Origin of the sequence: Paraburkholderia sp. RL17-373-BIF-A (assembly GCF_046030175.1) — a bacterium.
Classification (GTDB): domain Bacteria; phylum Pseudomonadota; class Gammaproteobacteria; order Burkholderiales; family Burkholderiaceae; genus Paraburkholderia.
In genome coordinates, this window is sequence record NZ_JARESO010000087.1 from 1 (window position 1) to 23,962 (window position 23,962).

Genomic DNA, 23,962 nt, shown 5'->3' on the forward strand with positions numbered 1-23,962 from the left:
TGCCGGTGGATCGCACGCCACCGCGGTATCCGTTGACCTGCGCCAAAAGCATGGTCGCTATTCAATTTCCGGATCAATCCAGCGTGAGTAATTGCCTGTCCGGGCGTTCCGGATCGGGGCGCGCCTTCACCAACGGTTCGGGCGAAACCTTACCAGTCGATCCGGTGTTTTTCCTCGGTTTCGCGGTGGCGTTCGTCGTCGGGCGTGTGCAGGTAGGGGTTCGTGCTCGTCAGTGAGGCGTGACGAAGATTGTCGCGCACGGTACGCAGATCGGTGCCGCCGTCGGCGATGTGGACGCCTGCGGTGTGGCGCAACCAGTGTGCGGACGCGTGATCGAGCAGATCGGCCTGTCCCTTGAACCCGTCGCCGCGCAACCGGTGCCCTTCGGCCGCGCCGGCAAAGGTGCCCTTGACGATTGAGTGCAGTGCGGCGCGTGTGAGCGGCTTCATCGATTTGCCCAGCGGCAGCACGAGCGGCGTGACTTCGTGCCGTGAGGGCAGGGCGAACAGGCCGCGCTCGAGCCGGTATCCGGCGGCATGCAACGCGTGGCAACGGGCGATCACTGCGTCATCGAACTCCACGTCCTCCAGGATATCGAGCACAAATCCACCCTTCGGTACCGCTTCGAGCGCATTGCTCATCAGCGGGCCGGCTCCGACATTGATGTAACCCGGATGCCCATTCAGGATTCCACTCATGCCAAACGAGCCCGGCGTATTCTCCAGCACCTGCGCGCTTACTTCGTCGGCATCCGTTACTTGTGCCGTGCCAGTTTGGTCGCGCCGAAACAGCAATTCATAACCGGCCAGCGCTCGACTGCGATCAAGAATCGGCTGGCGGCCCAGATAGATATCCGCAACCGGAGACCAGTTCTGCTGTGCATCAGCGTCGGCCATGTGAATCGCCTTCGTCAAGCGAGCAGGCCGACGTCGGCAGCCGTGATCAGTCGCTCGATGTCGAGCAGGATCAGCATCCGGTCCCCGTCCTCACCCGCGACGGAGCCCAGGTCGGTGATGAACCCGGTCGCAATGGCGACACCAAATTGGGGGCGCAGGTCAGCGATCGGCCAGGGTCAGTTCGACCACATCGCTTACCGCGTCCACGACAACGCCCACCGTCCCTCTAGCTACGTTCAATACGATGACGACCGTCGCGTCGTTGTACTCCGCAGACGCCAGCGCGAACTTTAGCCGCAGAGATCCACGATCGGCACGATCACCCCTCGCAGGTTGCCCCCTTAACGAACGCCGGCGCATCGACGATGTGGGTAGGCGCCTCGTACGAGCGGATCTCCTGCACCCGCAGGATATCGACGCCGTATTCCTCGGCACCCAGCCGGGGGCAATCGTGCGAATCGTGCCAAATATGGCGATAATTGCGTCAAGAGCCGTGCACAGTAACGCTCGACCGTTCTGCGACATTCTCGCAGTCGCCGATTTTGCAAGTTGTTGATTCAGGTGGATTTTCGGAATGAAACCGCCAGATTGCGCACGGGAAGTTCGATCACCCCTGAAAGAACTGGACCTCGCACAGCTTTACACTGTCCTTGCTCAACCGACGCATCGCCAGACGATCAACGACCGACTGCGGGACCTGCGGTTCACACAGATGCGCTTTGACCAGTTCATGGGTTTCCTCGCCTCGCCGACCGACATGAAGACATTTCTTATCCGGGTCGAACAGGGGTTGCGCTGGCACCTGCAGCGGATCTGGCGGGCCCGCTGCGATATCGTGCACAGCGCCGGCCGCATGATCAACATCGCATTGTTATGTGCGAACCTTGAGGCGTACCTGAAGTCGGTGCCCACCGCACTGCTCGCCGCGTTCGGACGCATCCCGACGCTCGAGATGTTTCTGACGAAACTGAAGCCGCAGTAAACGGCGCATTCTAACCGATAGCTAATGAACAAACGAGAGGGGCGGGAAGGGCGCGCCGTCCCGCAACGCCCACCACAATTGCTTCTCCTCTCGTCAAGACCTTGCCAACGCGAGCGAGACACGCACGTCTATTAACGCCGTCGGTTGATGCTCGTTGAGCGTCAACCGACCACCACATTCACAATGAGAAGCAGCAACGCAATAAATGCGCCCACTGCAGTGAGTGCAGCAATAACAACGACCACAGGATTCAGTTGCGTTGCGTCCGCTTCGAGATTTTTTCGTTTGTTGACACCGAAAAATGCCCAAAAGACCGCGCGGAACGCGCGCACAACCTGGGCTTTGGCACTTTCAGCCATTCCTTGATCCTCCGTCAGAAATCATAAAATGAGCTAGAGAGCTCGTCGCCATTCCTCTTCCTCGTCCTCTTCGGCGGACGCATCCACAAGCGTTTGGCCATGGATCACCATGCACTCGGCGTATGGTGCATGGTGCATGCATCAAGATACGGCGATGCCCATGTCGCTGAAGGCATTGATCATGTTCTCAATAACGTGAGCTTGCGCAACATGCTCCGGCCGGTAATTGTGATTTCCCCAGGCATCACAAAACCGCGCGCTGTTGCAAGCTTGATCATCATGCTCAGGCTCGTGCTGCCACTTTGATTTTCGCCGGTGGACTGAGCCGACAGCGCCGCAACACGGTGGGGAAGTGCCTCGGGCACCTGCGTTCTCACGACGCTTGTTGTTACCAATTGCTCTGGATGGGACAACGGAGTTAGCGCAAACGTTGGATCGCGATGGATGAGCGAGCGTCGAGGGGCACGGACGAACTGAATCGGTCCAGTCACAGAAGTCTCGTGGAGATCCGCAGCGGGCTCGAGCCTGCGGCATGCTGATCACTGAAACTCCCCACGAACTCGACCAGCGCGAAGGTCGTGCGGCGATACCGTGAGGACAAGATCGCAGTGTACCGGCGTCGCTCGCGGGGCAACCGCCAGGGCTGCACCAGATTGAAGCCGCAATTTTCCATAGTTGACTTCGTGTACTGTTGGATCCAACTGAACACCCCAACTTTCCTGCTGTCGCCCTGCTGCCTTGCGAAAAACAGATCGCGCAGAGATGCTGCCGGGCTGCGTAAGCTAACCCTGCACGCAGAGTAGTTGCATGACGATAGCATTATCATGCCATGTAAATGTATTTGCCTGGAGGCATTGTCCCTGTACAGCGCTGTTCCGCCGTCCTGTCGATGCTCGCCGTGTACAGGCGCGCGGAACCGCCTACCGGCGACTGCTTTCTCTAGATCATGCCGATGCGGAAACTCCGCGCGGGACTCGACTGACATCCGTCTCAAGCCGGGCCCAAATCGGACGGTTGTGAGCGCATTCTGACCGGAGCCCCGGAGGCAAGAGCGTTCGCCAGCGTCTGGCGCCGGTCATGCGCAGCTGTAAGCAACGTCGCTGTGCGTTATAGATGGGATATGTAGTGGCGCCATCGAAACGACTATTTTGTCTCAACAGCATACATTTCCGTCGGCTCACCGACCAATCGGAATTCCGGTCGGGTTGATGTAACCCAGCCAATGTGCAACCCACAAACTGAGGAACAGGGTAACGGACAGCCCCACCCGCACTGCAAGCGACCAGGCCATCCGTCCGGTGCGTCCGCGGTCGTGGTTCATGAAATAAAGCGCAGAAATCAGGCTGCCGACGATCAGCGCGAATGCGATTGCTACGAGAACATCCTTCATTTCTGACTTCCTGACTGGTAAGGATCTGAATGAACCAGGGCAGCCAGCTTGCGTCGCTCCGCTACCACATCACTTGCACCGGTCGCCGGCCAGTCCAACGCGATCCCATCCTTCAGCGATTGGCGTGCGAGTGCCTGATAATCCCAATCATCAATCTGGTCGTGCTTCATTGCACTGGCAATCTCACGTCGAAATTGTGGCGGAAAATCTGTATATGCGCTTGAAAGTGCTGCGTATTGTCGAGCATCGATTTCCTTCGACGCAGGTACGGAAGTCCAGATGACCACACCAACGATCGCAATCAGTGGCACTGCGGTATAACTAAGTACGAACTTGGCTGGACTCATGAAATCTCACTATTTCGATGACTAACTAATGCTGGGTGATAGGGACTAGCCAGTCCGCGCATTCAAGTTCCGAGGCTCGGCGATTCCCTCCACGGGAAGCGCTTCAACTTTTGATCGTATCCCCATTGTCGCCGGGGTGTAGCCACACAAACGGGAGGACTTACCCAATTTTCAGGCGTCAATTCTCCAGCACACGTTCCCGTTTGACGGCCAGGCCAGACGTCTCCAGCCTAGACACTCGCCGTCTTTCAGGCGTCTGGCCGTTGCGGATAGACGGAGATCGCTTATCCAACTCATGGATCGCGCATGTGCCAGCAACGCTTGCCTTGACGGCAAATGACGCGTGTCCTTCCAGGCGAAGCCGACATAGTTCGCCCCTCCACTGCACGACACAAGCGCATATGAGATGCCAAACACCGCTTCAAGTTTTTGCACGTGGAACGGCAATTCTGGATCGTCGCCAGTGAAATTGACAACGAGTACGCCAGAATCCGTCAACCTCTCGCGGTACGTGGCAAAAAACTCGAAGTTCGCGCACTGGTCAGACATCCCGCGAGCGCCGAAGGCGTCAGGCAGGATCACCTCTGTCGCTACAGCAGCGTCTCGCATGTACTCCGCTCCGTCGGCGCAAATCACCTTGAACCGATCATCATCCGCCGGTATCCGGAAAACGTCGCGTAGGGCGATGACCTCAGCGCTGATTTCGATTGCGGCAATAGTGGATTCGGGCAGGTGGCGATAGCAGTATTTCGCCAGCGATCCGCCACCCAGGCCGATCATGCATATGTGTTCGGGTTGGGGTTGGAGAAGTAGAAACCCCATCATCGTCCGCGTGTAGCCAAGAACGAGTTCGTCTGGCGACCTGCGCGACATCGAGCTCTGTATCGCAAAATGATCAAAATGCAACGATATCCCACGCTTCGTTTCCAGCACGAACGGCCGGCCGTCGTCCAGCGGGGTCGATAAAAACTCGACAAACGCAGCATAAGATGCCCAATCATCGCTCATCTCAAGCATTCATCCTGGCAGCTGAAACGATCAGATATCCAGGCCTGACTTGCTCGCGCGACGACCGTGATACCTGTCATGCGCATCCGATCATACCTTCCTCAGATAGCACGCCTTAAGCATGAAACTGCCCGCGTCCATCCTGCAGTCCACTTCGTGATCACCTTCCACCAGACGGATGCTCTTGACGCGGGTACCCACCTTCAGTGTGATTGAGGAGCCTTTGACACGCAGATCCTTTACCAGAACCACCGAATCTCCGTCTGACAGGGCATTTCCATTTGCGTCCCTGACAACGTTCATCTCCGGCAGGTCGTCCGACGCCTGCATCGAGTGGGGTGACCATTCGTGACCACAATCAGCACAAACATTTAGCGTGCCGTCAGGGTAGGTGTTCTCCTGGGCACAGTTTGGACACGGCGGTACATCCGACACACATTCTCCCTTCAAGTTATTCGAAGCGTGCAAGGAAACCAATGCGTGAGCTGCTCGCATCGTCCCGCCCGGCCACTTGGAGCGATGACATTTTGATACACACATTTTATTATAATAGAACTCTACTATAATTACACTTTCCGAGGAAAACGTCGGTTACGTTCTGACCTGGCGCTGCTGAACACAACCGGAACCGGCCCGACGAGGACATCACCATGTTCGATCTGGACGGAGTATTGCTATCACCTGACCGTCGACCCACGTCGCTGGGGGAGCAGGTAGGCAGCCGCGGAATTGTTGTCGTTGGCGTGGGCAAAGGGGGGGAACGTGGCTTCCAGATGGTCTATCGGTTCAACTGCATTGGAAAACAATTGGTGAAGGCAGGTGTCAATCTGGTCCTGATCTATCCGAAAACATCCTCACGACACGTGCTGGACCCGCTGTCCGTCGCAAGTAGCCGCTTGCAGGGCAGCCCCGTTTTGCTGCTCGACGGGGATAGGCATTTCTTCCGACGGCCGCAGCATGCGCGCTCGTTGAGCTTTACGCACATGGATCGCGGCCTGCGACTGATTGCCGCAGCGAACGTCGATCTGCAGGACGACGCATGGGTGGATTTGCTGCAGACATTCCTGTCCAGCCCTCTGGAATCCGACGGGTATCCAGCAATACAGATTGATTGTCACCGCAGTACGAGGTCAGATTCATAGTGCCCGCCTTGAAAAAGCTTTCCGAACGGGGCCCGGTATGCGGGCGTGCGGTCTCCGCGGATCTTTCGCGGCGCGGTTGTGCTTGGGTCCAAGGATCATCTGTCATCGTCGTTCTTGCGGAGAGTAGGCCCAGCAACCTGCTTGCTTTGCCTGGAAAGGCAATGCTCCCATTCCACTTCTCAGAACACTAGCCCGACGCGTCGCACTCCAGATGGGCGATGGTTGCATAGACCGTCTGGACGCGGTGGGGCGCATCAGCAAAGCCTGGCGGCGCAGTCCGGCGACGGTGAACCTCTCGAACTGCTCGTGAAACACCCCATCCGTCGCCCTGCGGCAGATCGCAACACCGTGAAGATGTCATGAACGACGAAAACAGACTGGACACGCGCAACCTTTCCCCGTCGGCCACGTGGGCGCTGCAGTACCTTGCCGAAATCCGCTATGGCCGGGAGGTGCCCGCCCTTGGATGGGCAGTGACCCGAGAACTCATCAGCGCCGGATTCGTTAGCTATGGCGCAACGGGACGAACCAGCTTGTCGATTACCCTCGCCAGCAGGGCGTTCATGAAAAACCGCGCCTCACCTTTGCGGCTGACACAAGACACAATTGCAACGGCATGGCGCAAGCGGCCGCCAGGGGGCTAGTGACCCGGTAAGTCTGGTGGGCTTTAGATCGTTGTCGAGGAATCTTGCGAAAGGGACAGGCTTCTGAATAAAGGCCAGTGAACTCGCCTGTAAAGCGGTTTGCGGATTTCGAGGGGCGGACGAACCTGAGAGAGGCCGCGGGCGGGCGCGATGGACTTCTTTCGGAGGAGAGGCAAAGGTCTCGACACCGGAATCACTTTCAATCAATAAACGGGCGGGCGAAAGGGTCGTGGCCCACATTGCCGATGCAAGCGCGTGTGGTCCTGATTGCCGACAACGTCCGCTACGCCTCCGAATCGCTACGCACAAACAGGCAGAATTTTGATGGCACGCAAGATTTTCGGGAATGCTCTGGCCACTCGGGGCAAAGCACTCTTCCTTCCCATGCCACGGGCCGACGTAGATGCACTCATGCTTCAGCACCGGATGGCACTCGAGGCTGCGCGCGGCAGACACGGCGACGCGTCCATTACGCGGCGGCTTTATATGGTTATCCTGATGACCCGTTATCTCACGGAGGACGGGCACGGCCTGCTCACTCTCGACAGTGTGCGTGAGGCGGAGCAGGAAGTGGCCGCGATCTTTGATCGTCGAGAAGCCGTGGGCGACTGGAGCTACCCGGACAAAGTGATTGGGCTGATTTCTACTGTCATCAACGAGTATGACAGGCAACTCAGGGAAACCCGTCTTCAGGCAATTCTTCGGGCGAACGAGCGTCTGGGCCGCCTGATCGCACACGGAGCTGCCATTGTCGCAGCGGAGGGCAACGGTTAGAGAGGTGGGGTCGGCGCGCGGCACTTTGTCGCAAAATAATCAACCTTCTACGAATCGTAAATATTACTATACTGAAAGTAATAGCCTTGATTCAGGAGTGCCTGGCTCAAGCTGCGGGCTTCGGGCAGAACGTCAGGACGACCAGGCCCGGCCGATGGGAGAAACGTATGTTCAAGCATCTGCTGGTGCCGACTGATGGGTCGACCCTCTCCGAAGCAGCGATCCAGATGGCGGTGACGCTCGCGAGTGAAAGTGGCGCCAGGGTTACGGGGCTTCATGTCATCCCGGAATTCCATGTTTTGGCGTACGGCGCCGAAGTGATCGCGGACACCGAGGACCAGTTTATTCAGGCTGCCCGACGGCATGCGGACGACTACCTCATGGTCGTCACGAAAGCGGCCACCCAGGTCGGTGTCGAGTGCGATACGTTTACCAGGAACCGCGCTCACCCATACGAGGCGATTATCAGCGTGGCGACGCAACGACACTGTGATCTCATCGTCATGGCGTCCCACGGTCGAGGCGGTATGCGCGCCCTGTTGCTCGGCAGTGAGACCCAGAAGGTGCTCACGCACTGCCAGATCCCGGTTCTCGTCGTCCGGGATGCGACGCAGACCGGTGCGGGTCGTGGCATGGAATCCAGCAACGCTACCATCTGAATCAAAGCCTTCTCCGCCCCAGACGTACGTGGTTGCGCACGCTTCGCTCGCGCTCATCCCGGTGCGTGTCTCGTCCCCATCACCGGCACCACCACGAGGCTGGCAACGGTGCCCGTAGACTGCAGCTTTCGCGCGTGCACGGCAAACATCGGCTGACGCACTGGGCGGGTCCTGTATTCAGTCGGCACGTCCGCTGCCCAGCGCCCACACCGCGACAATCACCAGAAAGATCGAGCAGGAGCTCCACTGGGTCAGGACGCTAGACCACGCCAACGCTGGATCTGAAGTTGCCTCTGTATGGCCGGCCATATGCAGGAGCACACCGGGCGCGAGCTTTAACTGCCGTTCCACGGCCCACCACTTAAGGGTCAGGGCGACAGACGCCAGTCCACTGCCGATCATGATGAGGCCGAGGAACGGGGCGCCACCAGTGCGGGACCGCCGGAACGCGAAGTGCCGCGTGAGGTATATCAGGGCGGTGCCGTTGACGGTGGCCGAGAGCATCACAAACCATAGTGGAAAGCGCAGGCTGATTGCCACCATGAAAACGATTATCGTCAGCGCCTGTGGCCACGCTCTGCCGATTGCTTTCAGTCGGCTCAATTGCTCACTCATCGCGCGTCGTCCGTAAAAATATCAGCGTGGCACACTGGGGCGGTCATCACACGTGGGTTCCGTGTGGAACCCTTACCCATGAACGCCGTGATTGGCCAGTGTTCCCGGACCGTGATCATGGCAGGGAGGTTGCGTGTTTCGTACGAAGCGCGGCGAGAACGCCTCTCAGGATATCGATGGGGGGCGGCGGGCAGCCCGGGATCGTGACGTCGACAGGAAGAAGCTTCGAGAGCGGCCCACACACGGCGTAGCTTTCTTTGAACATGCCACCGGTGCAGGCGCACTCGCCCACTGCGACGACCAGCTTCGGATGGGGCGTCGCTTCGTAGGCCCGCCGCACCGCTTCCTTCATGTTCAGTGTCAGCGTGCCGGTGATCAGCAGCAAGTCGGCATGGCGGGGACTCGCGACGAAGCGGATACCCAGACCCTCGATGTTGTAGTACGGATTGTTGAGTGCATGGATTTCCAGTTCGCAACCGTTGCAGGAACCCGCATCGACCTCGCGAATGCACAGCGCCCGGCCGAGCACATCGAGTATTTCCTGCTGGATACGGTGGCCTTCGGCCCGCCATGCGTCATCGCTCTCGGGCACGCGCAGAGTCGGCGTGCCAGTTGTCGCGATCTGTTTGAGAAGTTGCCACATTACAGGTCGTGTCCCGCGTAGTTCAGATTGAACGACTTGTTGATCAGCGGGAAATCCGGAACGATATTGCCGATGATCGCGTGTTCCAGGGCTGGCCAGTTCTGCCACGACGGGTCGTGGCAGTGGCAGCGCGAAATGGTCCCGCTAGCTCCGGTCTCCAGTGCGACGAACACGTCCCCGCGCCAGCCCTCGATCCAGCCGACCCCGCGGGATGGAGATCCGGTGTGTTCAATCCGGGAGACGATCTCCCCACCCGGCAGATCGGCCAGGAGGGCGCGAATCAACCGGATGGATTCGTAGATTTCGCCGAAGCGGACCGCGACCCGGGCTGCCACATCGCCCCGCTCATCGCTGACCATCTGCACCTGAACCTCATGATAGGGCGCGTAAGGGTGATCGGTACGCACATCGGTTTTCCGGCCGCTTGCTCGCCCAACCAGCCCGCACGCGCCGAAGTGACCTGCCACCTTGGCGGAGAGTATGCCTGCGCCTGCAAAACGATCCTGCAGCCCCGATTGATCGTCGTAAATGCGTTGCATCACACGAACCTGCGCGTCGATCTGGTCGCACTGCGTCAGCATCGCTGTGATGGATCGCGTATCGATGTCCTTTGCCACGCCCCCTGGCACGATCCGATCCATCAGATAGCGATGTCCAGAAAACCGGTCGTTCAGACGGAGCCAGTCTTCCTTCAGGCGGGAAAACCGTGCGAGACCGTACGCGAACCCGGCATCGTTACCCAGCGCACCCAGATCGCCCAGATGATTGGCAATGCGCTCGCGCTCGAGCAGCAGCGCGCGCAGCCACTGCGCGCGTGGCGGAATCCGTTCATTCAACGCGCGCTCGACCGCCATGCAATAGGCCCAGGTAAAGGCGACCGTGGTGTCTCCGGCGATGCGTCCTGCGAGACGGTGTCCGTCGAGCGCTGGCACGTGCTCGAACAGCCGCTCGATTCCCCGGTGCGCATAGCCCAGCCGCTCCTCGAGGCGCAACACCTTTTCGCCGACGACCGAGAAGCGGAAGTGTCCGGGCTCGATCACGCCTGCGTGGATCGGACCGACGGCAATTTCGTGGACACCATCACCCTCAACGTGGACGAACGGATAGTCCGCCTCCTGGGATTGAAACCGCTCGGTCCCGGAGGATAATTTCTGCAACGGAAAGTAATCGGCAGGCCAGTTGCCATGATTCAGCCACGGACGTGTATCTTCGGCGCCGATCGCACGCAGCCCGACCAGTTCGTAGACGGCCCGTTGCATACGTATCGCGCACGGAAAGACCGTCGATATCTCCGGGTATCCGTCGCTGTCCCCATGCCCGTCGCCTACCGGCAACTGAAGCCATAGGATGCCGTCTTCCAGCGCGTAAGCGGCGGAGATCACGAATATGCCCGGAGCTTCTTCGGCACCCCACACGGAGATCAGGCGGCCACCCGCCTGGCGCACCGCGGCGGCGGTGTGGGTCCACATATCATGATCGACCCGTGCGAGAAAAGCCGACGACCTGCCCGCAAAATCGGACAGGCGAACCAGGTTGGGAAACCCGAATTCATCGATGCGCATGTGTCACCCCGCGATCATGGCCGCCGCCTGCCGATACCACGTCGCAAGATAGGGCGGAATGTAGAGCCCGAGCATCAAGCCGATGCCGAGATGGACGAACACGGGCAGCAACGCCGGCGGGTGTTCGAGAACTTTGGCCGTCGTGTCGCCGAACACCATGCCCTGCACGCGCACGAAGATGGCCGCGAACGCCACGGCAAGCGCGAGCAACAGGAAGGGCGTGGCCCACGGCAGTTTGCTCATCGCTGTCGTCAGAATCAGGAATTCGCTCGCGAAGACACCGAATGGCGGCATGCCCAGAATCGCGAGCGCGCCGAGCATCATGCCCCACCCAAGGGTTGGGCTCACGCGTAACAAGCCGCGGATGTCGTCGATCGCCTGGGTGCCGGCCTTTTGAGCCGCGTGCCCGACGGTGAAGAAGATCGCCGACTTGACGAGCGAATGGACCGTCATGTGCAGCAGGCCCGCGAAGGTCGCGATGGGGCCGCCAAGCCCGAAGGCGAATGTCATCAGACCCATGTGTTCGATCGACGAATACGAAAAGAGCCGCTTGACGTCTTTTTGCCGGAACAGCGAAAAAGTGGCGACCAGCACCGAGACCAGCCCGAATCCGACCAGCAGGTGTCCCGGCAGGCCGTTGTGGAGTGCACCGTCGGCCAGCACCTTGCAGCGCAGGACCGCATAGAGCGCGACGTTGAGCAGCAAGCCGGACAGCACGGCCGAAATCGGCGTAGGGCCTTCAGCGTGTGCATCGGGCAGCCAGTTGTGCATCGGCACGAGGCCGACCTTGGTGCCATAGCCGATCAGCAGAAACACGAACGCTAGCGACATGATGGTCGGATCGAGACTGCCCTTGACCGCGTTCAGACTCGTCCAGAGCAGCGCATCGCCGTCGCCGAGCTGCCGGCTTGCGGCGAGATAGAGCAGGATCGTGCCGAACAGCGCCTGCGCGATGCCGACGCCGCACAGGATGAAATATTTCCAGGCGGCTTCGAGACTGGCTGCGGTGCGATAGACGCTGACCAGAAGCACCGTCGCGAGCGTGGCGGCTTCCATGGCGACCCAGTGGATGCCCATGTTGTTGGTCAGCAGCGCGAGCAGCATCGCAAAGATGAATAGCTGGTACATGCTGTGGTAAAGGCGCATGCGAGGGCCCGTCATCTTGCCGCGGTCACGCTCGATGCGCATGTAAGGCCTCGAAAAGATCGACGTGGTCCAGCCGACGAAGGCTGTCAGCGTAACCAGAAATACGTTGAGCGGATCGACGAAGAAGAGCTTGCCCAGCGCGAACGCAGGCCCGTGCGCCACGGTTTGCACGGCAAGCAGCGTGGCGGCGACAAGTGTCAGGAAACTGAAGCCGACGTTAAGTTCCGCCGCGACATGGTGTTGTCCCACGAGCGCCAGACTTGCGCCTGCGAAGAGCGGGATCGCAAAAACCAGCAGCAGTACCCAGGCTTCAGTCATCCTTGAGTTTTTCCAGGTGATGAATATCCAGACTATCGAACTGTTCGCGGATCTGGAACATGAATACGCCGAGGATCAGGAGGCCCACCAGCACATCGAGTCCAATGCCGAGTTCGACGATCATCGGCATGCCGTTCGTGGCGGCGGCCGCGGCAAAAAACAGACCGTTTTCCATCGACAGGAAGCCGATCACCTGCGGTATAGCCTTTGCGCGTGTAATCATCATCATGAACGACAGCAGCACGCAGGCGAGTGCGATGCCGAGCGTGCCGCGCGCGACTGACGACGCGAGCTGGCTGATCGGCGACGCGACGTTGAATGCGATGATCACGAGCACGATGCCGATCAGCAGGGTGGCGGGAATATTGAGGAGCGACTCCACATCCGCTTTGACGTTGAGCCGCCGGACCAGTCTGTAAAGAATCCAGGGAATCAGGCCGACCTTGAGCGCCAGGGTCAGTGCGGCGGAGATATAGAGGTGTACGTCGGCGGTGACATATCCCAGGATGACATTGGCTGACACGAGTGTCAGGCCCTGCAGCGTGTACAGGTGAATCAGCGACAGGATCCGGCGCTGGCTGAGCATTGCAAACGACAGCAGCAGCAGGATGGCGGCCAGGAAGTTGATGATCTGCGTGGCGAACCCGTGCATTCACGCCCCCAGCAGAAAGTGAACGAGCATCCCGATGACAGCGAGCAGGAACGCTGTCGCGAGAAACTCCGGCACGCGGAAAATGCGCATCTTCGCGTTGGTCGTCTCGACGACCGCAAGCGCCGCGCCACCTATCAATAACTTGACCAATAGCGCGGGTATCGCGAGTAGTAGCGCTGTCGGATTGCCGGCCTCTGCGATGCCCCACGGAATGAACAACGCGAGGCCGATGCAGGAATACGCGAACAGTTTGAGGCTCGCGGCCCATTCCATCAGTGCGAGATGCCGGCCGGAATATTCGAGGATCAGCGCCTCGTGGATCATCGTGAGTTCGAGGTGCGTGGTCGGGTTGTCGACCGGCAGGCGCGCATTCTCGGCGAGTGACACCATCGTGAAGGCGATACCTGCGAACGCGAGGCTCGGATAGATTGCCAGCTCGCGATGGCTCAGCGTTGGGACAATACTGGTCAGCAGGGTGGACTGCGTAATCAGCGACGCCGAAAACAGGACCATCAGCAAGGCAGGCTCCGCGAGGAAACCCACCAGCATCTCGCGGCGCGCGCCGAGCGTGCCGAACGCGGTGCCGACGTCCATCGCGGCCAGCGAGATCATGACGCGGGCCAGCGCGAAGAGACCCACCAGTGCGATCGCGTCAGCGGCGGGCGACAGTGGCAGGTCGGTTGAAAGCGTTGGCACGATCGCGCAGGCGAGCGTCATGCATGCCCAGACGACATACGGTGCACCGCGGAATATGGGGCTGGCCTGGTCGGCGACGACCGACTCCTTGTTGAACAGCTTGTGAAGCATCCGGTAAGGCTGCCAGATGCTCGGTGCCCGGCGGTTCTGCAAACGCGCGCGGCACATATTGACCCACCCTGTCAGCAGGGGAGCCGCAGCCAGTGCGAGCAGGATCTCCAGTCCCTGGGAGAGCAATCCGGAGGGCGTGATCATCGTCTCACCAGCATCAGCAGCACGATCAGCACGAGAAAGCTGTGCATCAGATAGGCGGCGATGCGACCTGTCTGGAGCAAGCCGGCCAGTGCCGCGACGCGCCTGACCAGCCGCTCGATCGGCGCATAAATCAGGGCCCATGCGCGATCGGTCACGGTGACGCTATACACGGGCTGTTTGTCGAACGGGGAGGGTAGTTGCCGTTCGATCCTGAACAGCGGAGTGAAGATCTCACGGATCGGCTGCCCGAACCCTTCTGCCGTGTCCTGCATGCGCGCATTCACGAACGGAAAGCCGCAGGCCCAAGGGGCCGCCCGCCGCAGGCGCCCATGGTAAAGACGGCGTACCAGCACCCACGCGAGCCCGCAGCAGGCAACGAAGAACAGCAGGAAAACCAGCGGCATGTAGCTGGCACGGCCTGCACTGGTGGGTGCGAGCAGCAGCCAGCCGTTCCGCGCGACGGTCGGTCCGATGCCCGCGCCAACCAGCACCTGTGTGACGCGATCCAGAGCGACCACGAACTGCACCGGCAGCAACCCGAGCAGCACGCATATCGCTGCGAGCCACACGAAGCCGACGCGCTCCCACGGACTTGCGTCCCGTGCCTCGCGTAACTTCGCCTCGCGAGGCTGACCGAGAAAGATGATGCCGAAGAACTTGACCATTGTGTAGCCCGCGAGCGCGGCCACGAGAGCAATCAGCGCGGCAACGAGCGGGACCACCATGTTCAGGAACGGGTCGGGCAGGCCGGGGGTGAACAGAAAGCTCTGCAGCAGCAGCCATTCGGAGACGAAGCCGCTCAATGGCGGCAGGCCCGCACTGGCAAACGTGCCCACGAGAGCGGCCCACGCCGTCCACGGCATGAAACGGATCAGGCCGCCCAGACGCCCGAGATTGCGTTCGCCGGTGGCGTGGAGTACGGAACCCGTCCCGAGAAACAGCAGGCTCTTGAAGGTAGCGTGGCTGGCGATCTGGTAGAGCAGGGCCGTCAACGACAAGGCGGCCAGTGCATTCATCCCGTACGCCCGAAACAGGATGGCTAGCCCCATGCTCACGAACATCAGCCCGATGTTGTCGATCGACGAGTACGCAAGCAGCCGTTTCATGTCCGTCTGGATGGCGCTGAACACGACCCCGAACAGGGCGGTGAAGAGCCCGAGCATCAGCATGAGCACGCCCCACCATGCGATTTGCACGTGCAGCAGGTCGAACACCGTGCGTAGCACGCCGTAGAGGCCGGCTTTGAGTACGAAGCCACTCATGAGAGCCGACACGGGTGACGGCGCGGCGGGGTGGGCCTCGGGCAGCCAGACATGCAGCGGGAAAATGCCTGCCTTCGTGCCGAAGCCGAACAGCGCCAGCAGAAAGGCGACGGACGCCCAGAACACGTCCAGATGCTGCTCACGCATATTGGCGAACGTATAGTCGCCGGTATTGGCCTGCAACAGGCCGAAGCACAGCAGAAGCGCCAGCGCGCCGACGTGGGAGATCAGGAAGTAGAGCCAGGCTGCCCGGCGGATCTCCGCAAAGCGGTGATTGGTCATCACCAGGAAAGTGGCCGACAGCGTCATCGTCTCCCACGCAACCATGAAGCAGTACGCATCGTCTGCCAGCAGCAGCACTGCCATGCTGGCGAGGCACACGTGATACTCGAAGCACAGTAGCCCGGGCGGGGTGCCCTCGCCCTTGCGGAAATAGCCGGCGGAGAACGCGCTTACGCCCGTGCTCACCACGCCAAGTACGGTGAGGAAATATGCCGACAGGCCGTCTAGTCTCAGATGAAACGGCAGGTCCGGCAACCCGAGCGGCAGGACGGCTTGCTGGGGACCGGAGAACACGCCAGCCAGACCCAGTCCGCACAGAAGCAGACCGAATACGGCGCCGAGTGGAAACAGGCCGTGCGCCACCACGCGTGTGCGGCGCAGGGTCGCGAGTCCCAGAATCCCAACCGCCAGCCAACCTGCGACTGCCAGCAGCATGTAATGGATGACCAGCAGGTGTTCCATCGGCGTTGTCTCCCTTGCCGTCGGGGGGGTTATTCAACGGCCAGTGGGCCAGATGCGGGGTATCCCGAAACCGGGTCTACCCGATGATGACGTTCCATTTTTTTGACATACCGGTACAGGTCAAGCCCCATCGATTTCGTGATGGCTTCCGCGCGGGCGTAGAGATCAAGCCACCCCGGCACGGTTGCCTGCTTGATGCCGATGGCAATCGTGTTGCCTTCACGTCGCGCCGTGGTGCGGAACAGTTTTCCATCGCACGCGCGGCGGAGCCGGTCGAGGTGGGTGGTGAGTCGCGGGTCGCTGTTCAGCAGGTTGGCCACGAGCACGCCTTCGTCTTGCAGCGCGGTATGGCAGCAGTCGTAGAAGGACTGGCTGGACAGGCAGGCGGGTAAGCCGAATGCGTCGAAGCCGTCGAGCAGGATCACATCCGCGACGCCAACCTTATCCGAGAGATATTCCGCCGCGTCGGCGTGCACGATCCGGAATTGCTCCGATTCAGGCGGGATGTGAAACTGCTCGCGCAACGCGATCACCCTGTTGTCGATTTCCACGGTGGTCACCCGTGCCGACGGAAACTTGTGGAAGCAGTATTTCGACAGCGATCCTCCGCCCAGTCCCACGATCAAGATATCTTTGGGATTGGGGTGAAAGAGCTGGAATGACATCATGGCACGCGTATACGACAGATCGAGTTCGAGCGGATCACTCCTGCGCATGGAGCTTTGTATGCCGAGAGCGTCGAAACACAGCGAGCGCGTGCGCAGGCCCTCGCGAATCACTGGCTCCCCGAGAGTCTTGCCCCATCGCTCCGCCAGGGCGCGTCTGAACTGATTGTGATCGGCCGACAAATCCATTGCTCTCCTGAAGCTGCGCAGATCGGTGCGGCGAACCGGCCTCATGCAGCGACCGGGGTCGTCGCGGCGACCTTAATGTATCAGTCCGTGCAGTGCGGATGCGCCACCCACGCCCGGGCGCATTTCGAAACGCGACATCGCGTGTGTGAGCATGCGTGTCGCGCTTTCGAACAGGGCATCAGGCTCGAGCATGGCGGCTGCTTCGGCGAGACGCCCTTGCGTGACGGAAATCTCGATTATGAGCGCAATGGTATGGAAGCTCGCATGCGCCAGCTTCAACTGGTGAAGCTCAGGAGAGTCGTCCCACGGTGCCTGACCTTCATGAATCCAGCGCCCGGGTGCACAGAGCCGCTCGTTGGCGAACCTGGACCTGACGAGCCGCACGCGCTCGAGCATGCTATCACTCAACGACACACCTGATAGCAGGTGCTGTTCGAGAGAGCAGTCAAACGTCATGGCACTTCTCCTTAATGCGTCGCGGCAGCCGGGATCGGCGCCCCACCAGTTGCCGAACTCGGTCCTCTCGTCACTGCAAACCACGTCGCCCTGGAGTCGTTGCCACCGCGAACACAATAAAGCCATGCCCGCCTGTGACTAACGTCCTGAAGTCTTCGTCAGAAACATCAGGTTACCAGTTTATGATAATCACGTTATCATCCTAGCAGTTTTATTGATCTGATTCCATACGTGATAATCCGCCGGTGTGCGTGAAGAACGTGCCGTGTTCGCCAGGGACACCGCGAATGCGGATTTCAACCCGCGCGTGGAAACTCAAAATTCCATCTGCTGCGCCGGTGCCGGCTTTTGTTAAAGCGCATCTGGACTGACGAACACACGGGTTGATACCTGATGCCAGCACACTATTTCCGGGCGCTAACCGGAAAGGATCGCAGTACCGAGGCCGACAGGCAGCTTGGTTTTTCGCTCACGTTCGTGGCGGGCCCCACTAACGCGGGTGGCTTTCTGGCGGTGAGGCAATACACGTCCCATATGAGCGGCGTGGTGTCCTCAATTGCCGACCAGGCGGCGCTGGGCGACACCTCACTGGCTTTGGCCGGTGCCGGATCGCTGATCTCGTTCCTGCTGGGCGCGGCCTGTCCAGCCGTCCTCGTCAACTGGGGGCGGCGCCGGCGGCTGCACAGCCAGTACGCGTCGCCGTTGCTGATCGAGGCCGTCCTGTTGCTGTGTTTCGGGCTGCTCGGTAGCCATCTGGCGCAGTGGGATGCGCTGTTCGTGCCAGCGACCGTTGTGCTCCTGTGCTTCATCATGGGTCTGCAGAACGCCATGATCACCAAACTGTCCGACGCCGAAATCCGTACCACTCATATGACCGGAATCGTGACGGACATCGGCATCGAACTGGGCAAGCTTTTCTACTGGAATTCCGCGAGGACCGACCCCGACGCACCCTTCGTACTGGCGAATCGGGCGAGGCTGAAAGTTCACGTGACGATGCTGGCCATGTTCGTCGCCGGTGGCTTTGCCGGTGCGATGGGATTCAAGCACATCGGCTACGCCTCGACGGTGCCGCTTGCGGGCGTGCTGATTGTGCTGACCATCGTGCCTCTCGTTGACGACCTGCGCGCGCGCGTCTATCGACTCGACCGCTAGGCGCCGGGCACAGATCGCGAGACGGGTTCCGGGTCAGTGCCGGTTGCATTGTCGGCACCTTTGCGGTGGCTGCCGTTCCCCGATCCCGCAGTACAGGGTGCACCCGCTCGTTCGGGAGCCACGTCGGCCCGCGATGCCAAAGCGCTCTCGAAGCACACGTGCGTGCGCATCCAGGAGCCCGCGAACAGCCTGGTCCGCTCTTCGGAATGAATGCCCTCAAATTATGATAATGTTATTATCATTGATTTATCCTGAAATGCTAATAATATAGCAGGCTTGGGCAAGGATCTTGTTGGTCACGTTGCAGGCCGGGCTTGCGCGAAACGAGGTGTATGCCTCTGCGCGGCAGGGAGGTCGACGTGATTGATACAAGTGTTCCGCTACTGTCCCACGACTACACGCACCTGTATCTGCGGGACGTGATGGGTCGTCGCGGACTGATCGTCGTCGGCGTGGGCCGGGCGGGCGAACGCGGATTCCAGATGCTTTACCGTTTTTCGGATATCTGCGACCGACTGGAAGAATGCGGGGTCAACGTCATTTTTGTCTATCCGAAGGAATCCGCCCGCCATGTCCTGGATGCGACCTCGCTGCTCGGTGCTCGCTACAGGCAGAAGCCATTTCTGCTTCTGGACGACGATGGTCAGTTTTTTTTCGGGCCACCACACCCAAGGTCGCTTCGCACCGCCTACCTCGATCGGGAAATGAGGCGGCTCGACACTGCCGAAATCGCTTTGGGGAATGAAGAATGGGACCCGTTGCTGCGGGCTTTCTTTGCCCGGGTCATGGCAGGCTTGATGCACTGAGCGGGCCCGGTGGGTGAGGGCTTGAGTGACGGTTTATGCATAGGGGAAAGGATTGGTCGAGGCATTGGTTCAGGTGGGCGACCCGTGGGGTTTGAACGGACACGGATCAGCGAAGCTTGCCGTTCACGCATCCCGGTTCGCGAGCGACATCATCTGTATGGCGAACGGCCGGTCCGTCAATGCCAAGGATGTCATGTCGGTGATGTCCCTGCGGGCAAAGCCAGGCACGCAGTTGCACATCCTGGCAACTGGTCCTGACGAGATCGCAGCGCTTGAATCGCTCTCGGCCATGCTGCATACGCAGGAATCCTTTTGACGGACCGCTGCAAGGGAAGTGTGGTTCACGCCAGCCGATTGCCCTTGCACTGGAACCTTTCGATCACTCACATGAAAAGAAAGAGGAAGGCGAGCAGGCCGGTGGTCATAGAGAATGACCAGGTCGTTTCGCTGTACTTTGATGCGCGCGGGGTGCAGAGCACCATGTTGCGGCGATCCGTACGCCCTTGCACTGGGCTATACGCGCACCATGATGGGCTTCCTGCTGTTCCAGCCATTCCCGCGCCGCATTTCAATGATCGGTCTGGGTGGCGGCTCGCTGGCGAAATACTGCTATCGCCATCTGCCTGACACCATGATTGCCGTCGTCGAAATCAATCCTCAGGTGATCGCGCTGCGCGGCCGGTTTCACGTGCCGCGTGACAGTGAACGCTTCAGGGTGGTTTGTGCCGATGGGGCGCAGTACGTCACGGTTCCGGATCACCGTCCCGACGTGCTGCTGGTCGACGGATTCAATGGTGATGGCCTGCCCGCAGAGCTGGGCAGCAGGACGTTTTATGAAGCCTGTCGCAGCAGGTTGAGCGATGACGGCGTCCTGGTGGCCAATCTGGTGACCGACGAACCTGACTTCCATCGCTACCTGCGCTCGCTCAGGGAAGTCTTCGCGAACGCGGTGACCCTGGCGCCGTCGGAAGGCAGCGAACACAACGTCACTGTTTTTGCGTGGAAAGGAGCCGATGAGCTTCCGTCCTTCGCCACGATGCTCGACCGGGCGCGCGCGCTTGGACCCACGCATGCAGTGAATCTCCATGCGGCGGCCACGCGCATCGAGTACGGCAAGAAATTTAACTGGCATCGATATGAACAAGCGTGCTGAGCGGATGCGTCTGTCGCTGGTGGATAGCAACCCCTGCGCGATCGCGACCTGTTGGAGCGGGCGCATTCTCGAGGATGGAAGATGACGGCGGGAAGCCACAGCGACAGCAACACCTTGACCCACGCAGCCATCTGGGCGCTTGAGCGTCTGGCCCAGCAGCGATATGGCCGCGATGCGCCCACGTTAAACTGGTCGGTCGCGCAGGAGCTGCGTAACGCCGGGTTGGTATCCGTCCCCGCGAATGGGCGAGGCGGTGTGTCGATTACCCGGGCCGGACAGGATTTTCTGCGTGCCAGGGCGGAGATTTAGCACACCGTCGCCGCGCGTTGTACGCCGTTGGGTTTCCAGCCGTTGAATGGCTGGTTATCGGCGGCGCATGGGGGAATCGCCGGCCACCGTGTGATTCTGGCGCCACGAAGATGACTCGGGTCACGCGATGTATTATAATTTAATTAACATAATTGGACTTCGCCCCCCGTCATGGAAACGAAAAGCGCTCGACTCACGATTCTGATCGATCCTGTGAAGAAGGAAGCGTTCGAAAAGCTGTGCGCGGCGCAGGACCTGACGCCCTCCCAGGTCGTGCGGCAATTGATCCGCGACTACCTCGATCAGCATGGCGTCAGCTACCGGACCAAAAGCGCAATTGGCGCGCGTCCGCGCCGGAAAACCGCCTGAGGTACGCCTGCGCCAGATCAGCGATGTGTTCCCGGGCAGGCATCGCGCGGGCTCCTGGTTCCACGGCACCACAGGTCCCCTGGGCAGGCTACTTCACCACGCATCGGCAAGATAGCACGATGCATAACGTGGCGATGTCCGACCGCCGCGGACGCAACGATATGACAGGTCGCAGGTGCACCGGCTTGAGACGAACGCAGAGTTGCTCTGCTTTCTCACGCTATCCGAGATATTTGCCTTCCGTACTACCGGGGCGTGGCTGCAGCCCGATCATCTTGTTGAGAGCACGAGGATCTGGCTGCGTCGCCACGATCATCATGCCGGCTGGCGCCTGCGGGTTGAATTGACTCGAATGGCCGCGGATCTCGCGCAACAACTTGTGAAGGCCGGCGACATCGTGCGCGGCCAACTGGACGCATCCTGGTACTTCACCCGCGACATGCAGGTCAACTTCGCATCACCGCGGGTGATCGTGGTCTACGCCCGATGCGTGGCGACCCTGAGCAGGGGCACTAACGGCGGTGCGGCATAGCCCTGGCATTCAACGCACCACGGATGTTGCCTTGCCCATCCCGGTTCCCGGCACCTTGAATGTCATATCTCCCAGGGGCCCTTGCAAGCGGTGTCTGTATCGACCTTCGCGCGCCTGCATTCTAGTGGATGGCGTCACGCGGCGCTTCCGTTCCGGCCGCACGGATCAGGCGTCCGTCAGCCGGTCAGCTTCTGTCTGAATGCCCAGTCCGAAGCGAGCCTCACACCTTGCTTCAAACGGCGCCCGGCACCGCGCAGGTTCAGTGGATGTGTCGCGGCCAGGACGCGTGCGCGCGCGAGGAGCTTATCCCGGGAGGGAAGTCCCGGCACGCCCTTCCAGGCAAACAGCGTGTAGTTGCAACTGCCCTCGGCCATGAAAATGGAAAGCGATTCACCGAACACTGAACGCGCCTCTTCCAGGTAGTATGGGATATGAGGGTCATCGGCGACGAAATTGGCGACCAGAACACCACCGTCGGCAAGCCGCGCATGGCAAGCCGAGTAGAAGACGGCGTTGCCTAGCTGTGCGGGCATGCCGTGAGCCAGAAAGCCATCCACCAGAATCACATCCGGGCGCGCATCGTCGCCCCTGACGTATTCCGCTCCATCCGCGCAGATTACTTCGAGTCGCTCATCATCGGGCGGAATGTGAAACGTGTCGCGCAACGCGATCACCGCGGGATCGATCTCGATGGCCACTATCCTTGTATCGGGACGATGCCGGTAGCAGTACTTGGCCAGCGATCCCCCGCCTAAACCGATCATTGAGATTCTGGTGGGCGCTGGCTGCAGCAGCAGGAATCCCATCATGGTCCGGGTGTAGCCGAGCGCCAGCCTGTCAGGGTCACGCCGGGACATGAAACTCTGCGTGGCCAGCAGATCGAAGTGCAGCGAAAGGGCGTGTTCGGTTTCCAGCACCACGGGCGTACCGTCAGCGGATGGCCCGGCAAGAAACTTCATATAGGCGTCGAACGACGCGTGAGAGTGATCCATGCTGCGGTCTGAATGACGTTCCTGTTCGGTTTCGGTCCGCTCACCGCATGCGATGAGCATCGCGTCTTCGGACTGACTGGCGGGCCACAATCGTCGTCCCGTTCCCGTCGCCGGGACCATTAACCTGCGACGGGACGGCTAGCTCCCTGGGAGCATGAATCTGTCACACAGGCAGGCAGTAGATAATGATAATGATATTATCATGGGATACGCTCCCCGTTTGTCTGGCATTCAGGTGCACCCAGGTCACGGTGTTGATCGATCAGGCGAATAGCGCAACCTTTGAGACGCCTCCTCATCAGTGCCAGCATGCCGTCGACTGGCTCGTTCGCAGCCGGGCGGGGGTATACGGAAAGATGGTGCCAGGATGGACACGGGAATAAAACCAGAAGCCCGCGTCCGATGGTGCCGCAGTCGACAGAAAAAGGTTTTTGCAATATGCCGGCGGCGCATGTGACTGCTGGAATTGGTGTTCATCGCCGGTGGCGGAGCTGATATCAGGCTCCCTCACGCCGGGAGGTCCTTCCTGACAGCGGCGAGTTTCCTTCCACACTCTGACTGGTGTTAGTCATGTCATTTGCACGTATTGTCGGAACCGGCAGTTTCCTGCCTCCGAACACATTTCAAATGCGGACCTGGCGTCCTAACTTGCCAGCAGGGGCATCGAAACGAGCGACGACTGGATCTATTCGCGCAGCGGCATCCAGTCCCGACGGTTTGCCGACCGTCAATCGCAAACGAGCGATCTTGCCGTAGCGGCGGCCTCTCGCGCCCTGTCTGCTGCGGCAATCGAAGTGGATGTCATCGATCTGATCGTAGTGGCCACGACCACACCCGATGCAATCTTTCCGAGTACAGCCTGTCTTGTCCAGCGGAAACTCGGAATACGAAACGGCTGTGCAGCTTTCGACATTCAGGCGCAGTCGCTGCAGTCCGTTCATCGCAGGCGCGAGCGGCTTATCCATGAGCGAACAGCGAAATCGAACCAGATTCGAAGCATGTTTGCTGAGGAGGGGTTTGTCTTCCCGGTGGGTCTTCCCCTGTTAAGGCAGGGTATTGTTGCGCTCATCAACGATACCGATGCCCGGATCACGCCCCTGCTGCGGCAACTGGGTTCGATGTACCTCGAACAGTTGGCGGCCTTGCAGCAATGGGTCGATGAACTTGCCGCCGAGATTGCCGAAATATTTAAACGCAACGAAGGTTGCCGGCGACTTGCGACGGTTTCTGCACTATGTGTTT

28 protein-coding genes and 3 pseudogenes are annotated in these 23,962 nt (G+C 60.1%); 14 read left to right on the forward strand and 17 right to left on the reverse strand.

The window, feature by feature from the left end:
* Nucleotides 1-149: 149 nt before the first annotated feature.
* Nucleotides 150-527, reverse strand: a pseudogene (locus P0D80_RS45005) (tyrosine-type recombinase/integrase); the annotation flags it as partial.
* A 383-nt stretch (nt 528-910) separates the two neighbouring features.
* Nucleotides 911-1,365, reverse strand: a pseudogene (locus P0D80_RS45010) (chemotaxis protein CheW).
* 105 nt (nt 1,366-1,470) lie between these two features.
* Here P0D80_RS45010 and P0D80_RS45015 point away from each other — a divergent pair.
* A complete protein-coding gene (locus P0D80_RS45015; protein WP_408293932.1) occupies nt 1,471-1,878 on the forward strand; it encodes a hypothetical protein in 408 nt (135 codons plus the stop codon).
* 161 nt (nt 1,879-2,039) lie between these two features.
* On the opposite strand, the gene P0D80_RS45020 is transcribed toward P0D80_RS45015, so the two are convergent.
* Nucleotides 2,040-2,237 (reverse strand): DUF2970 domain-containing protein, encoded by a 198-nt coding sequence (locus tag P0D80_RS45020; protein WP_408293935.1) that lies wholly within the window; start codon nt 2,235-2,237, stop codon nt 2,040-2,042.
* A gap of 99 nt (nt 2,238-2,336) precedes the next feature.
* Here P0D80_RS45020 and P0D80_RS45025 point away from each other — a divergent pair, with 99 nt between their 5' ends.
* Nucleotides 2,337-2,543: a hypothetical protein gene (locus P0D80_RS45025; protein ID WP_408293938.1), complete on the forward strand. Its 207-nt coding sequence runs from the start codon at nt 2,337-2,339 to the stop codon at nt 2,541-2,543.
* Between the two features lie 871 nt (nt 2,544-3,414).
* On the opposite strand, the gene P0D80_RS45030 is transcribed toward P0D80_RS45025, so the two are convergent.
* The 4 genes from P0D80_RS45030 to P0D80_RS45045 form a co-directional block, all read right to left on the reverse strand.
* Nucleotides 3,415-3,627 carry a twin transmembrane helix small protein gene (locus P0D80_RS45030; protein ID WP_408293941.1) on the reverse strand — a complete coding sequence of 71 codons (213 nt, stop codon included), beginning with the start codon at nt 3,625-3,627 and terminating at the stop codon, nt 3,415-3,417.
* Entirely contained in the window at nt 3,624-3,974 is a 351-nt protein-coding gene (locus P0D80_RS45035; protein WP_408293944.1) for a hypothetical protein, read from the reverse strand. Before P0D80_RS45035 ends, P0D80_RS45030 begins: the two co-directional genes overlap by 4 nt.
* Before the next feature lie 171 nt (nt 3,975-4,145).
* The gene (locus P0D80_RS45040; protein WP_408294005.1) at nt 4,146-4,982 is read right to left on the reverse strand and encodes a spermine/spermidine synthase domain-containing protein; all 837 of its coding nucleotides are present in this window, start codon (nt 4,980-4,982) and stop codon (nt 4,146-4,148) included.
* A 90-nt stretch (nt 4,983-5,072) separates the two neighbouring features.
* Nucleotides 5,073-5,417, reverse strand: a complete 345-nt coding sequence (locus tag P0D80_RS45045; protein ID WP_408293947.1) for a zinc ribbon domain-containing protein YjdM — start codon at nt 5,415-5,417, stop codon at nt 5,073-5,075.
* 215 nt (nt 5,418-5,632) lie between these two features.
* On the opposite strand from P0D80_RS45045, the gene P0D80_RS45050 reads away from it, so the two are divergent.
* The 4 genes from P0D80_RS45050 (at nt 5,633) to P0D80_RS45065 (ending at nt 8,201) form a co-directional block, all read left to right on the forward strand.
* Nucleotides 5,633-6,124: a hypothetical protein gene (locus tag P0D80_RS45050; protein ID WP_408293950.1), complete on the forward strand. Its 492-nt coding sequence runs from the start codon at nt 5,633-5,635 to the stop codon at nt 6,122-6,124.
* A gap of 359 nt (nt 6,125-6,483) precedes the next feature.
* Nucleotides 6,484-6,768, forward strand: a complete 285-nt coding sequence (locus tag P0D80_RS45055; protein ID WP_408293953.1) for a hypothetical protein — start codon at nt 6,484-6,486, stop codon at nt 6,766-6,768.
* A 324-nt stretch (nt 6,769-7,092) separates the two neighbouring features.
* Nucleotides 7,093-7,542, forward strand: a complete 450-nt coding sequence (locus P0D80_RS45060) for a Fis family transcriptional regulator (protein WP_408293956.1) — start codon at nt 7,093-7,095, stop codon at nt 7,540-7,542.
* A gap of 167 nt (nt 7,543-7,709) precedes the next feature.
* Complete coding sequence (locus P0D80_RS45065; RefSeq protein WP_408293959.1) at nt 7,710-8,201, forward strand: universal stress protein; 492 nt, start codon at nt 7,710-7,712, stop codon at nt 8,199-8,201.
* 177 nt (nt 8,202-8,378) lie between these two features.
* Here the strand turns inward: P0D80_RS45065 and P0D80_RS45070 are convergent, their stop codons facing one another.
* The 9 genes from P0D80_RS45070 to P0D80_RS45110 form a co-directional block, all read right to left on the reverse strand.
* Nucleotides 8,379-8,816, reverse strand: a complete 438-nt coding sequence (locus P0D80_RS45070; RefSeq protein ID WP_408293962.1) for a hypothetical protein — start codon at nt 8,814-8,816, stop codon at nt 8,379-8,381.
* Between the two features lie 115 nt (nt 8,817-8,931).
* Entirely contained in the window at nt 8,932-9,459 is a 528-nt protein-coding gene (locus P0D80_RS45075) for an NADH-quinone oxidoreductase subunit B family protein (protein WP_408293965.1), read from the reverse strand.
* Nucleotides 9,459-11,021 (reverse strand): hydrogenase large subunit, encoded by a 1,563-nt coding sequence (locus P0D80_RS45080; RefSeq protein WP_408293968.1) that lies wholly within the window; start codon nt 11,019-11,021, stop codon nt 9,459-9,461. The genes P0D80_RS45075 and P0D80_RS45080 overlap by 1 nt, the downstream gene beginning before the upstream one ends.
* Before the next feature lie 3 nt (nt 11,022-11,024).
* On the reverse strand, nt 11,025-12,485 hold the full coding sequence (locus P0D80_RS45085) for a hydrogenase 4 subunit F (RefSeq protein ID WP_408293970.1): 1,461 nt from the start codon (nt 12,483-12,485) through the stop codon (nt 11,025-11,027).
* Nucleotides 12,478-13,137 carry a formate hydrogenlyase gene (locus P0D80_RS45090; RefSeq protein ID WP_408293974.1) on the reverse strand — a complete coding sequence of 220 codons (660 nt, stop codon included), beginning with the start codon at nt 13,135-13,137 and terminating at the stop codon, nt 12,478-12,480. Before P0D80_RS45090 ends, P0D80_RS45085 begins: the two co-directional genes overlap by 8 nt.
* Nucleotides 13,138-14,088: a respiratory chain complex I subunit 1 family protein gene (locus tag P0D80_RS45095; protein ID WP_408293977.1), complete on the reverse strand. Its 951-nt coding sequence runs from the start codon at nt 14,086-14,088 to the stop codon at nt 13,138-13,140.
* Nucleotides 14,085-16,094, reverse strand: a complete 2,010-nt coding sequence (gene hyfB, locus P0D80_RS45100; RefSeq protein ID WP_408293980.1) for a hydrogenase 4 subunit B — start codon at nt 16,092-16,094, stop codon at nt 14,085-14,087. The genes P0D80_RS45095 and hyfB overlap by 4 nt, the downstream gene beginning before the upstream one ends.
* 29 nt (nt 16,095-16,123) lie before the next feature.
* Nucleotides 16,124-16,948, reverse strand: coding sequence for a fused MFS/spermidine synthase (locus P0D80_RS45105; protein ID WP_408293983.1), 825 nt, complete (start codon nt 16,946-16,948; stop codon nt 16,124-16,126).
* A 72-nt stretch (nt 16,949-17,020) separates the two neighbouring features.
* Nucleotides 17,021-17,404, reverse strand: a complete 384-nt coding sequence (locus P0D80_RS45110) for a hypothetical protein (protein WP_408293986.1) — start codon at nt 17,402-17,404, stop codon at nt 17,021-17,023.
* Between the two features lie 393 nt (nt 17,405-17,797).
* Here P0D80_RS45110 and P0D80_RS45115 point away from each other — a divergent pair, with 393 nt between their 5' ends.
* The 7 genes from P0D80_RS45115 (at nt 17,798) to P0D80_RS45145 (ending at nt 21,728) form a co-directional block, all read left to right on the forward strand.
* Nucleotides 17,798-18,559, forward strand: a complete 762-nt coding sequence (locus tag P0D80_RS45115; protein WP_408293989.1) for a YoaK family protein — start codon at nt 17,798-17,800, stop codon at nt 18,557-18,559.
* Between the two features lie 359 nt (nt 18,560-18,918).
* Nucleotides 18,919-19,365 carry a hypothetical protein gene (locus P0D80_RS45120; protein WP_408293992.1) on the forward strand — a complete coding sequence of 149 codons (447 nt, stop codon included), beginning with the start codon at nt 18,919-18,921 and terminating at the stop codon, nt 19,363-19,365.
* Nucleotides 19,366-19,417: 52 nt separating this feature from the next.
* Nucleotides 19,418-19,681, forward strand: a complete 264-nt coding sequence (locus P0D80_RS45125; protein ID WP_408293995.1) for an HPr family phosphocarrier protein — start codon at nt 19,418-19,420, stop codon at nt 19,679-19,681.
* Nucleotides 19,682-19,891: 210 nt separating this feature from the next.
* A complete protein-coding gene (locus P0D80_RS45130; RefSeq protein ID WP_408293998.1) occupies nt 19,892-20,518 on the forward strand; it encodes a fused MFS/spermidine synthase in 627 nt (208 codons plus the stop codon).
* An 81-nt stretch (nt 20,519-20,599) separates the two neighbouring features.
* Nucleotides 20,600-20,827 carry a hypothetical protein gene (locus tag P0D80_RS45135; protein ID WP_408190295.1) on the forward strand — a complete coding sequence of 76 codons (228 nt, stop codon included), beginning with the start codon at nt 20,600-20,602 and terminating at the stop codon, nt 20,825-20,827.
* Nucleotides 20,828-20,998: 171 nt separating this feature from the next.
* Complete coding sequence (locus P0D80_RS45140; RefSeq protein ID WP_011493367.1) at nt 20,999-21,196, forward strand: ribbon-helix-helix protein; 198 nt, start codon at nt 20,999-21,001, stop codon at nt 21,194-21,196.
* A gap of 202 nt (nt 21,197-21,398) precedes the next feature.
* A complete protein-coding gene (locus P0D80_RS45145; protein WP_408294003.1) occupies nt 21,399-21,728 on the forward strand; it encodes a hypothetical protein in 330 nt (109 codons plus the stop codon).
* Nucleotides 21,729-21,904: 176 nt separating this feature from the next.
* Here P0D80_RS45145 and P0D80_RS45150 read toward each other — a convergent pair whose 3' ends face one another.
* Nucleotides 21,905-22,720: a fused MFS/spermidine synthase gene (locus tag P0D80_RS45150; protein WP_408294008.1), complete on the reverse strand. Its 816-nt coding sequence runs from the start codon at nt 22,718-22,720 to the stop codon at nt 21,905-21,907.
* Between the two features lie 662 nt (nt 22,721-23,382).
* On the opposite strand from P0D80_RS45150, the pseudogene P0D80_RS45155 reads away from it, so the two are divergent.
* Nucleotides 23,383-23,962: pseudogene (locus tag P0D80_RS45155) on the forward strand (hypothetical protein); the annotation flags it as partial.

Excerpts from the sequence above, each read along its gene's own strand:
- P0D80_RS45075 (WP_408293965.1), bottom strand. The coding sequence starts at position 9,459 with ATGTGGCAACTTCTCAAACAGATCGCGACAACTGGCACGCCGACTCTG.
- P0D80_RS45115 (WP_408293989.1), top strand. The coding sequence starts at position 17,798 with ATGCCAGCACACTATTTCCGGGCGCTAACCGGAAAGGATCGCAGTACC.
- P0D80_RS45060 (WP_408293956.1), top strand. The coding sequence starts at position 7,093 with ATGGCACGCAAGATTTTCGGGAATGCTCTGGCCACTCGGGGCAAAGCA.
- P0D80_RS45105 (WP_408293983.1), bottom strand. The coding sequence starts at position 16,948 with ATGGATTTGTCGGCCGATCACAATCAGTTCAGACGCGCCCTGGCGGAG.
- P0D80_RS45020 (WP_408293935.1), bottom strand. The coding sequence starts at position 2,237 with ATGGCTGAAAGTGCCAAAGCCCAGGTTGTGCGCGCGTTCCGCGCGGTC.
- P0D80_RS45025 (WP_408293938.1), top strand. The coding sequence starts at position 2,337 with ATGGATCACCATGCACTCGGCGTATGGTGCATGGTGCATGCATCAAGA.
- P0D80_RS45090 (WP_408293974.1), bottom strand. The coding sequence starts at position 13,137 with ATGCACGGGTTCGCCACGCAGATCATCAACTTCCTGGCCGCCATCCTG.
- P0D80_RS45050 (WP_408293950.1), top strand. The coding sequence starts at position 5,633 with ATGTTCGATCTGGACGGAGTATTGCTATCACCTGACCGTCGACCCACG.
- P0D80_RS45080 (WP_408293968.1), bottom strand. The coding sequence starts at position 11,021 with ATGCGCATCGATGAATTCGGGTTTCCCAACCTGGTTCGCCTGTCCGAT.
- P0D80_RS45085 (WP_408293970.1), bottom strand. The coding sequence starts at position 12,485 with ATGACTGAAGCCTGGGTACTGCTGCTGGTTTTTGCGATCCCGCTCTTC.
- P0D80_RS45055 (WP_408293953.1), top strand. The coding sequence starts at position 6,484 with ATGAACGACGAAAACAGACTGGACACGCGCAACCTTTCCCCGTCGGCC.
- P0D80_RS45065 (WP_408293959.1), top strand. The coding sequence starts at position 7,710 with ATGTTCAAGCATCTGCTGGTGCCGACTGATGGGTCGACCCTCTCCGAA.
- P0D80_RS45040 (WP_408294005.1), bottom strand. The coding sequence starts at position 4,982 with ATGAGCGATGATTGGGCATCTTATGCTGCGTTTGTCGAGTTTTTATCG.
- P0D80_RS45035 (WP_408293944.1), bottom strand. The coding sequence starts at position 3,974 with ATGAGTCCAGCCAAGTTCGTACTTAGTTATACCGCAGTGCCACTGATT.
- P0D80_RS45135 (WP_408190295.1), top strand. The coding sequence starts at position 20,600 with ATGACGGCGGGAAGCCACAGCGACAGCAACACCTTGACCCACGCAGCC.
- P0D80_RS45150 (WP_408294008.1), bottom strand. The coding sequence starts at position 22,720 with ATGGATCACTCTCACGCGTCGTTCGACGCCTATATGAAGTTTCTTGCC.
- P0D80_RS45070 (WP_408293962.1), bottom strand. The coding sequence starts at position 8,816 with ATGAGTGAGCAATTGAGCCGACTGAAAGCAATCGGCAGAGCGTGGCCA.
- P0D80_RS45110 (WP_408293986.1), bottom strand. The coding sequence starts at position 17,404 with ATGACGTTTGACTGCTCTCTCGAACAGCACCTGCTATCAGGTGTGTCG.
- P0D80_RS45140 (WP_011493367.1), top strand. The coding sequence starts at position 20,999 with ATGGAAACGAAAAGCGCTCGACTCACGATTCTGATCGATCCTGTGAAG.
- P0D80_RS45095 (WP_408293977.1), bottom strand. The coding sequence starts at position 14,088 with ATGATCACGCCCTCCGGATTGCTCTCCCAGGGACTGGAGATCCTGCTC.
- hyfB (WP_408293980.1), bottom strand. The coding sequence starts at position 16,094 with ATGGAACACCTGCTGGTCATCCATTACATGCTGCTGGCAGTCGCAGGT.
- P0D80_RS45130 (WP_408293998.1), top strand. The coding sequence starts at position 19,892 with ATGATGGGCTTCCTGCTGTTCCAGCCATTCCCGCGCCGCATTTCAATG.
- P0D80_RS45015 (WP_408293932.1), top strand. The coding sequence starts at position 1,471 with ATGAAACCGCCAGATTGCGCACGGGAAGTTCGATCACCCCTGAAAGAA.
- P0D80_RS45030 (WP_408293941.1), bottom strand. The coding sequence starts at position 3,627 with ATGAAGGATGTTCTCGTAGCAATCGCATTCGCGCTGATCGTCGGCAGC.